The organism is Catonella sp. (genome assembly GCF_052173895.1).
GTDB lineage: Bacteria > Bacillota > Clostridia > Lachnospirales > Lachnospiraceae > Catonella.
This window is the reverse complement of the sequence record NZ_JBQMXS010000053.1, coordinates 1-9,912: the sequence shown is the minus strand read 5'-3', so window position 1 is coordinate 9,912 and position 9,912 is coordinate 1. Positions and strand designations below refer to the sequence as shown.

General features: G+C 28.6%; 9 protein-coding genes and 1 pseudogene. All 10 read right to left on the bottom strand.

What is annotated here, in order from left to right:
• Positions 1-466 precede the first annotated feature (466 nt).
• The 10 genes and pseudogenes from ACTTG8_RS08950 to ACTTG8_RS08905 all read right to left on the bottom strand — a co-directional run bounded on the left by ACTTG8_RS08950 (position 467) and on the right by ACTTG8_RS08905 (position 9,751).
• The gene (locus tag ACTTG8_RS08950; RefSeq protein WP_442561775.1) at positions 467-775 is read right to left on the bottom strand and encodes a transposase; all 309 of its coding nucleotides are present in this window, start codon (positions 773-775) and stop codon (positions 467-469) included.
• Positions 776-961: 186 nt separating this feature from the next.
• Positions 962-1,951: a cell wall-binding repeat-containing protein gene (locus ACTTG8_RS08945; RefSeq protein ID WP_442561774.1), complete on the bottom strand. Its 990-nt coding sequence runs from the start codon at positions 1,949-1,951 to the stop codon at positions 962-964.
• 16 nt (positions 1,952-1,967) lie between these two features.
• The gene (locus tag ACTTG8_RS08940; protein ID WP_442561773.1) at positions 1,968-3,824 is read right to left on the bottom strand and encodes a cell wall-binding repeat-containing protein; all 1,857 of its coding nucleotides are present in this window, start codon (positions 3,822-3,824) and stop codon (positions 1,968-1,970) included.
• A gap of 37 nt (positions 3,825-3,861) precedes the next feature.
• Positions 3,862-4,431 carry an accessory gene regulator ArgB-like protein gene (locus ACTTG8_RS08935; RefSeq protein ID WP_442561776.1) on the bottom strand — a complete coding sequence of 190 codons (570 nt, stop codon included), beginning with the start codon at positions 4,429-4,431 and terminating at the stop codon, positions 3,862-3,864.
• Between the two features lie 10 nt (positions 4,432-4,441).
• Positions 4,442-4,576 (bottom strand): cyclic lactone autoinducer peptide, encoded by a 135-nt coding sequence (locus tag ACTTG8_RS08930; protein WP_442561772.1) that lies wholly within the window; start codon positions 4,574-4,576, stop codon positions 4,442-4,444.
• 152 nt (positions 4,577-4,728) lie between these two features.
• Positions 4,729-6,012: a sensor histidine kinase gene (locus ACTTG8_RS08925; RefSeq protein ID WP_442561771.1), complete on the bottom strand. Its 1,284-nt coding sequence runs from the start codon at positions 6,010-6,012 to the stop codon at positions 4,729-4,731.
• 2 nt (positions 6,013-6,014) lie between these two features.
• Entirely contained in the window at positions 6,015-6,728 is a 714-nt protein-coding gene (locus ACTTG8_RS08920) for a LytR/AlgR family response regulator transcription factor (protein WP_442561770.1), read from the bottom strand.
• A gap of 591 nt (positions 6,729-7,319) precedes the next feature.
• The gene (locus ACTTG8_RS08915; protein WP_442561769.1) at positions 7,320-8,315 is read right to left on the bottom strand and encodes a cell wall-binding repeat-containing protein; all 996 of its coding nucleotides are present in this window, start codon (positions 8,313-8,315) and stop codon (positions 7,320-7,322) included.
• Between the two features lie 21 nt (positions 8,316-8,336).
• Positions 8,337-8,786, bottom strand: a complete 450-nt coding sequence (locus ACTTG8_RS08910) for a C40 family peptidase (protein ID WP_442561768.1) — start codon at positions 8,784-8,786, stop codon at positions 8,337-8,339.
• Positions 8,787-8,903: 117 nt separating this feature from the next.
• Positions 8,904-9,751, bottom strand: a pseudogene (locus tag ACTTG8_RS08905) (IS30 family transposase).
• Positions 9,752-9,912 lie beyond the last annotated feature (161 nt).

Here is a 9,912-nt window from a genome sequence, read left to right as displayed (position 1 = left end):
CAATGGACATTGAAACTAAACTTACCAGTGAAAATACTATAATTATACTCAAATATATAACCCTTTTGGCGTGACTTTTTATATATTTCAACCCCAAAATATACATATTCATCAAATCACCTCCTAGTGAAAAAATTTAATTTACTTTTAAAATCTCTAGCTATTTCTACAGCGGTTTTATACCTATCAGTTCCATATATTCTTGTTGTATCATTGGTGTCAATCTTACAACTGATTTTTTTTGATTTTCATTAGCTACTCATTCATTTAAAGCTACAAATAACAATTTTTATATTTATAATAATATTATACATGATATTCTATATAATTATTAGTTTTTTTAAATTTTCAAAAATGACCCAAAAAATGACATAAAAAGCATGAACTATTTTAACGAGAGTATGCAAAAATTTGGCTCTATGTCAAATAACGTTGGTGATAATTTAAATCAATAAAATCTATTAAATTATGCGGCAATATCCATAGCAAACTGATAACTATGGATGTTGCCCTTTTGTATTTTATACCTTTCCATAAGCATTATCCTTGCCTTAAAATTCCTAAAACTCCTATATCCGTAGGATACTCTTTTAATTACCTTTATCTTGTTATTTTTACCCTCCACCATAGCATTCGTATAGTCATATTTTAATGAGTTTAGCACATACTTTCTAAGCTTTTTAAGGCTTTTTATACTCTTCCTAAAACACATGGGTATTTTCCAGTATCTCTTCAGTACTTTATACTCTCTAGACCCGGTATTAAGCTTCTTCATCTCATTTATCCTTATTATTTTTTTTTGGCGATTTAAATTATACATGAGATTTGATGTGTGTTCCTATTTTTCTGCAAAAAATTTAGCGTTGAGAGAGAATTTTTTCTCTCACCAACGCTAAATATTATACAAACATTTTTTCTTAATCAAGGTTTTTTTAATGTAAATCTTTATATTCTATTTTGTCTATCTAAGAGCTTTTAGCTCGTCTTCTACAGAGCTTGATATAGACTTTTCTCCTCCTACAATTATAATATTCTTTATATTAGTATTGGCCTTTATATACTCCCTAGTATCTTCGTTTAAAGTCTTTGACTTTGTTAGTAGGATGGCAGCATTTTTACTTGACGCCAGTGGTCCTGCACATAGAGCATCCGGATAGTCTTCACCACTAGCAAGCACTATTGTATCTATGTCCATCTTTAATAGGTCTTTATATGCCTTAGCTATTTCTACAGCTGTCTTATACCTATCCTGGCCTGCAAACCTGTATTTTTCCTTATACTTGTTTACAGAATTTTCACCACCAAATACCATTCGTATTCCTTCAGCAGTATTTCCATTAGGTTTAATTGATATTAGAGGAAGTCCATAACCCTCTATATTTGATGTATTAAACTTATTTAAAAAAGGTGTTGCAGCTAGGGCATCAGAAAAATTATTACCATTATATACTGCGACAACATCCGATGCAATTGCTGGTGAGCCATCATATAATATTGGTGAAACTGCTGCTTCTGCTAATTGGGATGTTAAATACCTGTCTTCACCTGCTATCCTGTATATTTTTTTAGTAGTTGCTTCTATAGTTTTTTCGACATCATTCGAAATAATAGTCTTTCCACCAACAAGGGCTGTCTTATTAGCTTTTAGCAAGGCTATTCTATCGTATACATTTTTAGGAACTTCATTTTTCTTTACAAGTAAAAGTGGTGCTTTACATTCAGTTGCTAACCAACCAGCAGATAATGCATCTGCAAAATGTTCTCCACTTGCTATTGAAATTATTCCATTATTGTTAATTTCTTCAGATATCTTTACTGATGTATCATACCTATCACTACCAGAAATTCTTGAAATATTGATAGGGTTCTCTGCAAAAATTATATTAGAGCTATACATAAAAATTATTCCTGTTAAAATATATAACTTTAAAGATATTCTTTTTATTTTCATATTATCCCTCTTCTCTTTAGTCATTTAGATAATTCCTGTATGATGTAGGCGGATTTGGAGAAGTCCATATAGTTGATATTTTTACATAATCTCCTGGTTGTGAAGCATGTATAATCTTATTATTTCCAATATATATGCCTACATGTCCTCGTGGGTACTTCCAGTATACAACATCTCCTGGTTTCAATTCTGATTTATTAATTGATTTTCCAGTACTACCCTGCGCATCTGATACTCTAGGTAAATTCATATTTATTGCGTTTTTATAGACATAATAAACGAATCCGGAACAATCAAATGTATTTGGTCCCATTGTACCATATACATATTTTTTTCCTAATTGTTTCATAGCTAGGTTTACAATTGCTTCTCTTTTGTTGCTAATTGGATTTGTTCCACCACCTGTGTTATTTATAGCATTTTCTACCTCTGTTGGCACACTATTTCTACCTCCAAGAATATAAACTCTATCCACATTTTTCTTGTTTATATAACTTGCTATTTCATTTTTATTATTGTTTCCATCAACAAGCATCAATGGCATTCCTGATTTAGCAGCCAATACACTTCCTGGTACACCGTCAGCAACATTTCTTCCTGATGTTAGGTATACACTATGTAAAGTTGTATAAAATTCATTACTATTTTCTGATATTTTCATACTTAAATCAAAACTATCATTTCCATATATTTGATTAACTCTTAATCCACTATTTCTTAGGTCATTTACAATTGAACTATTTATATTCTCATTTCCATTTGCTATAAACACGCTATTAAAATTATTTCTAATGTAATTTCTTGACTCCCAATCTAAATTTCCATTTACAACATAAAACATGAAATAAGAATTTTCACCAGAAGCAGCACTTACAGCTAAGCAGTCTGAATCAGACGTTCCCGTAACAATAAAAGCCTTACTTCCTTTTTTGTATCTAGCTGCTTCTTTTGCTAGTTCTAAGGCCGTTCCAGCCCTATTTTCACCACTTATCCTGTATGTATTTCTAACAGAACGAATATCGTAATAAAGTTGGCTTTTTACATTTTCTGATACGGAATTCTCACCTCCTACTACGTATATATTTTCCGCACCTAGTCTATCAATTTCATACTTTGTGTTACTAGGCAATTCATCTTTATTTACATATAAGATTGGCGAATTTAAACTCTTTGCTAATGCTGTTGCTGCTAAAGCATCACTTGGTTTCCAAGCATTTGTTACAATAACATTTCGTGCACTATTGAAGTTTTTGTTTGAGATTGTAACAGCTGTATTAACTCTATCACTTCCTTCATATCGTATAATATTTTTTCTAGAAGGAGCTCTTAATAATCTTTTTGATTCATTTTTTCTATATTCTTCATTATTAATTTTATCAAAATCCTGACCATCAGTATATGTCATAAATGTTAATTTATCATTTTGTATTCTTTTGCCATCAAGAGAATATACTTTCCATATACCTCTTGTGTCTGGAATAATATTAAAATGGTATTCATCATTTTTAGAAATCTCTGTATCTTCGTTAGATGCTTTAAAACTCACAATACTTCCATCTTCTCTTTGATATTCAATAACAGAATCTTTCGTTATTGATTTTGTTTTTGATAAAATAGAAATCGGAAGACCTATAAATGTGTCTGGATTTTCTAATGTAAATAAATCTGTGTTTTCTGATATTCTTAAATCAGAATTTTCGTTCCTTTCCTTTACTAATTCCTTGCGACTTACATCTTGTAAATCTACATCACTCTTTAATACTTCTTCAGCCTGATGACTAAAATTGTTTTCTAGTGCATAATTTGCATTAGATACCATAGACAATGACATCAATAATGCCATTGTTATAACTAATTTCTTTTTAACTTTCATAAAATCCTCCTAAAAATATAAAATATAATTTCAACTATTAATAGCGTTTCGCTATTAGATTAGAGTCTATTTTACCCAAAATAATTAAAAACGCTACCATAAATATAGACACGGAAAAAGTTGTTGATATATAATTGTTAGTAAAATATACCAATAGATATATTAGGTATATAAATAAAGTAACTCTCATAGATTTATTTTTATATACTTTTTTTTCATCTTGATCCAACCTTTTATTTTTACACTCAACTGGTGATAAAAATAGTATAACTATAGATGAAATAAGAGTTATAAAAAAAGTGTTTATTTTATAAACATTTATATAATATATTATATTTAAAACGAAAATTATTTTAAGTGTCGAAAAAATATAACAATTTATTAAACTTTTCGAATGGTATCCTCCTGAATATCTTCTTAACAGTATATACGAAAATGCATACAGTATGGCAATAAAAAATTCATCATAAATTATTCCAATAATAATTATTATTAAAAAATTTAATATAGAGTTGATTAATTTTCTTAGTCCATACCTATATATTTCCATTTCGCTATTTTCTATACAAGAATATAAAATTAATTTTTCTAAAATTAATTCAACCATATCTTTCACGCTAAAATCTTCTAAATTTTTTTATTTCTGGACTTTCCTTATCTTGAAAAATAAAAAAAGAACAGGTTGAGTTTGCACCCAAAATCACAAAAAATAGTGATAAATATGTTATCATGTTAAAAATCTTTTTCTTCACTTAATATCCTCCATATTTTGGTAAATTATACATGATATCATATCATATTATTCGTATTTTTTTTAAACGTGTTAAAAATACCCCCTAAAATGACATAAAAAGCATGGACTAATTTCAATCCATGCTTTTATACTAGTTGTCTCAACAATATATTATAGGTTAATAAATAAATCGACAGTAAACATACAGTTACCTGTATCAATATTCATATAACCATTACTTTTTTCTACTTGCTCACGTACGTTTTTAAGCCCAATTCCATGGTAGACTTTTTCTTCCTTTCTGCTAACAAATCCTTTATTATCTTTTATTACTAGGCCATCAAATGTATTTACTATTTTTATAAGCAAATTACTATCTTTATATGATATAAAGACTTCTATATATTTATTATCTTTAATTGATTTTACTCCTTCAATAGCATTATCCAGCAAATTCCCTAAAATGGTTATAACTTCAAACTCAGGAAGTTTAATTCCTTCTGGTATTTTTACATCATATTTAAAATCTATACCTTGATTTTTTATTTCTTCAAATTTTACATTTAATATACCATCAATTAGGTAGTTACCAGTATTTATGTATACTTTTTCACCCTCTATTTTTCCTAGAATATCATTTGTATAAGTAATAATATCTTTACTCATATTATTTTTAGCCATATTATTTATAGCATACATATGATTTTTCATATCATGCTTTATTTTTCTTGTATTATTAATATGCTTTCTATCAGCTTCTATTTGCTTTTCATAATATTCGCTTTGTTTAATAAGAATTTTTTGTCTAGCATTTTCTGTCATTACATTTACTATTTTATTAAAAATATATATTAGTATAATACAAATAATAAAAATTAAAACCATATTAATAAAAATAAACTTATAATTATTACTATCAACAACTAAAAGCATATTTATAGTGACCACCATAGATATTACTGCTGTTAGGGCTATTGGTAATGAGAATATTAATGGTATGTTTTTTTCAATTCTTATTTTATAAAAATTAATAACTATTAATACAAATAAGTATCTTATCATATTTACAATAAATACCACATATATATCAAAAAAATTATTTTTTTGGAGTATATTTTCATTAACTACATTTATAAATATCATAGATAATAATATATCTGATATCAATAAAAAGAAAATAATCAAAATTGTAACAAGAGCTTTTCTCTTAAAGGTATCATCATATATCAAGCTCAACAATAACAATATAAATATGAAATTTGCTACAATTGTTAATAATGGTATGTTAAATTTTAAATATACTACAACTACAGCAATATTAAAGATAGCATATAAAATTTTTTCATAAATAGAATTGATTTTTTTATTAGTAAAGAATACATTTATTATCTTATATACAGTCAAAGTATAGATAACTTCTAATAACATAAAAATGCAATCATAACTTGTAAGCATTATTACCCCCTCCGATATGCCATATATTTTTGCATTGTTTCGTCTACATACTTTCTGCCGATATTTATTATAAGTCCATTTTTTAACTCTATTTTGCTAGCAGATATCTTAACAATGAACTTAAGATTTACAATATATGATTTATGAGGATTAGCAAAATTTCTGGTAATAAATTTTTCTTTTTCATCTCCAATTTTTCCATTAAATACATCGTATATTTCTCCATTTTTAATTATTTTTATGTGACGTCCCTCTGATTCAAGATACATTATTTCGTCATAAGGTATTGAACATATCGTCTTATTTTTCTTATATGTATAGACTTCTTCTTTCTTTCCTGTTATTTTTATAAACTTTTTTATGATAGAGTTCAATTTATCAATATCTATAGGCTTTTCTAAGAAATCAAAAGGATTTGTTTTAAATAACTGTCTATCATAAGAGTCCTTAGAGGAAAAATATACTATTTCTGTTTTGTAATTTTCTAGGGTATCCCTTATATATTCACCTACACTTATACCATTCATTTTTACAAGCTCTATATCTAAAAATAAAAGATCGACTTCCTCTTTTTTTATAAATTCAATAAGATCTTCACCTGTATAGAACTTTTTAATTTCTATTTCTATATCATTTATAAACTCATACTTCAATATATATTTTTCTAGCTCTAAGCAAAATCTTTTTTCATCATCACAAATTGCTATTCTTATCATTTTTTGTTTGTCATCCTCCAATATAACTTTGTATAAGACTAACCTTATTATATACTTTTTAAATACTAATTACAAACATATGAAAATTATATTGTAATAAATAAGAAAATATTTCAAATCTCATGTATAATTTAAGTTATTAAAAATGGAATTATGCTATGTTTTTAAGTTACATTATAATAGATATGTTACTAATGTTAGTAATTTAAGTAACAAAAAAGCAGCATCCATAATTATCAATTTAGGCTCTATGTCACACTTAGGACAACAATCTGGCCTATATGAAAGCTTTCTCCTTAGGACTATATACTCTATCCCCTTAATCTTTTCTTTTTCGTTACCTAAAATTACTAAATTGTTATCGTTAATTCCCAAGATTTCTGTTATACTAGCATTAGAACACATATCATTTCTCCTTGTTTTTTATTTTGTGCGATTTAAATTATACATGAGATTTAATGTGTGTTCTTCTTTTCCTGCAAAAAATTTAGCGTTGAGAGAGAATTTTTTCTCTCACCAACGCTAAATATTATACAAACATTTTTTCTTAATCAAGGTTTTTTTAATTTAAATCTTTATATTCTATTTTGTCTATCTAAGAGCTTTTAACTCGTCTTCTACAGAGCTTGATATAGACTTTTCCCCACCTACAATTATAATATTCTTTATATTAGTATTTGACTTTATATACTCCCTAGTATCTTCGTTTAAAGTCTTTGAATTGGTAAGTAGGATGGCTGCATTTTTACTTGACGCTAGGGGTCCTGCACAAAGGGCATCCGGATAGTCTTCACCACTAGCAAGCACTATCGTGTCTATATCTTTATTTAAATTACTTTTAAAAGCCTTAGCAATTTCTACAGCGGTTTTATACCTATCTGCTCCATATATTCTTGTTGTCTCATTTTCCAATTTAGGAACCGAATTATAGCCACCAAAAACTATACTAGTCCCCTCTCCTGCATACGGAAGAAGAGGAAGAGGTCCCATAGTGGACTTATTTAATTGATACATATATGGCATTGCTGTAAGTGCATCTGCATACACATAACCATTGTAAGAAGAATATGCATCCCCCAAAGTTAACTCTTTTCTTTTCTCTAAGATTGGTCCATAAATTGATAAGGCTGTATCTAGCCTATTTTTTCCAGCTAATCTAATAGTAACAGATATTTTTTTATAAATTTCATCTTCTACTTTTTTACTTACAGAATTAGTACCACCTACCAAATAACTCCTTCCAAAAAGAATACGACTATAATTGTCTGATATTACTTTTGGAATACTATCTTTTCTTACCAGTATAAGAGGAGCTTCAAATTCTCCTGCTAATATACCTGCTGATAAAGCATCTGAAAAACCTTCACCACTAGCAAAGACTGCATAGTATGAAAACTTATCCTTTGTTAAAAATTCTTGGATTTTATAGGATGTGTCATACCTATCACTACCTGAAATCCTTGTAATATTAATTGATTTATTTATACTACTATTATGGTTATCTCTTGTTTCAGCATTTGTTTCCCCTGTAATAAAAAAAGAAAAAATCAGTAATAATAAAATTGCTATATTGTTTTTATTTCTCATAAACTCCCCCTATTAATATTATTAATCATTTAATAAATTTCTGAAGGAAATAATCCTTTTTGACCAATAAGGCATAGATATGCTTCTTATACTAACATACAAAGGGTGACCTCTATCTCCTTCTGCGTTAATAAATTCATTACTATTAATCATTATACCAACATGAGTTACTTCTCCTCCACCTACTGTATCAAAGAAAACTAAATCACCAGGCTTAACATTGGATTTTGAAATTTGTTTTCCAAGTTTAGATTGTGCCTTTGAAGTTCGAGAGATATTCATAGATATCGCATTTTTATAAACATAATAAACTAATCCAGAACAATCAAATGAATTTGGACCAGTTGCCCCCCATAAATATGGTTTACCCAACTGTTTCATAGCAAGATTCATAATTGCTTCTCTTTTGTTACTAATTGGATTTGTTCCACCACCTGTGTTATTTATAGCATTTTCTACCTCTGTTGGCACACTATTTCTACCTCCAAGAATATAAACTCTATCCACATTTTTCTTGTTTATATAACTTGCTATTTCATTTTTGTAAATTGCAATAATAAGTTGAACATTGATAACTAAAAATCCATATCATGAAGCTGTTTGTCGATATATAAGGTCAAGCTCATCTTCGAAGACTTCATCCGGTGTACGATAATTTAGTATTTTAAGTGGCAAGCTGTTACACGATACTTCTATGTCAGCAATATAGTCTACATCAAAGTCACTGATACGCTTACCTTTCGGTATAAATCTTCGTATAATACCATTATGACGTTCATTAGTTCCTTTTTCGCATGACGTATATGGATGTGTATAGAAAACAAGCGTCTCGGCTAATTCTTCAAGTTCAGATAACCTTGAAAACTCAGAACCATTGTCTGTCGTGATTGTCTTGAACACTTGACTGAAATGCTCGCTATATATTCCCTGAAGAGTATGAAAGGCTTCCATCACAGAGTCTGCATGACGATTCTTGATTGGTAACATCCAGTATTCGCGGCTTTTACGTTCTGCAAGAGTGAGAAGCACTTGGTCATTTCCGGATTTTTGTTCAACCACTAAATCTGCTTTCCAGTGCCCAAACTCTTGACGATTTTCAACTTCTTTTGGACGTTCTTCCATACTACGACCAAGTTTTTTCTTGTTTTTGCGTATGCGATGAGCTTTGGTATTTCTTTTTAGTTTCTCTGGAAGATTATGGTTACGTGTACCCATTAGACCAAGGTCAACGTAACGATACAGTGTTTTGGTGCATACAAGGAGACAGTACCTCTGCGTATCTCATTGCGGACAGTGTTTGGAGCACAGCCGATTTCTTTAGCGATTTTGTTAGCTGACCATCCATCTTTCAAGCGAATCTGAATCAAAACTCGTTCATCATAAGAAAGATGTTTCTCTTTTTCGTGTTTAGTTGTGGTACAATATACATGATCCATAGTTATAACTCCTTTGGTTTATTGTTGATTTAACACCTACATTCTACCACAGAAGTATAGCTATGAATTTTTTATTTAAATGTTCAACTTGATTATACAATCAACCAAAATAAATAAAATTTCATCTATCTTCTAAAATAGGAGAGTTGGAATTTATCCAT

Excerpts from the sequence above, each read along its gene's own strand:
- ACTTG8_RS08950 (WP_442561775.1), bottom strand. The coding sequence starts at position 775 with ATGAAGAAGCTTAATACCGGGTCTAGAGAGTATAAAGTACTGAAGAGA.
- ACTTG8_RS08945 (WP_442561774.1), bottom strand. The coding sequence starts at position 1,951 with ATGAAAATAAAAAGAATATCTTTAAAGTTATATATTTTAACAGGAATA.
- ACTTG8_RS08940 (WP_442561773.1), bottom strand. The coding sequence starts at position 3,824 with ATGAAAGTTAAAAAGAAATTAGTTATAACAATGGCATTATTGATGTCA.
- ACTTG8_RS08935 (WP_442561776.1), bottom strand. The coding sequence starts at position 4,431 with ATGGTTGAATTAATTTTAGAAAAATTAATTTTATATTCTTGTATAGAA.
- ACTTG8_RS08925 (WP_442561771.1), bottom strand. The coding sequence starts at position 6,012 with ATGCTTACAAGTTATGATTGCATTTTTATGTTATTAGAAGTTATCTAT.
- ACTTG8_RS08920 (WP_442561770.1), bottom strand. The coding sequence starts at position 6,728 with ATGATAAGAATAGCAATTTGTGATGATGAAAAAAGATTTTGCTTAGAG.
- ACTTG8_RS08915 (WP_442561769.1), bottom strand. The coding sequence starts at position 8,315 with ATGAGAAATAAAAACAATATAGCAATTTTATTATTACTGATTTTTTCT.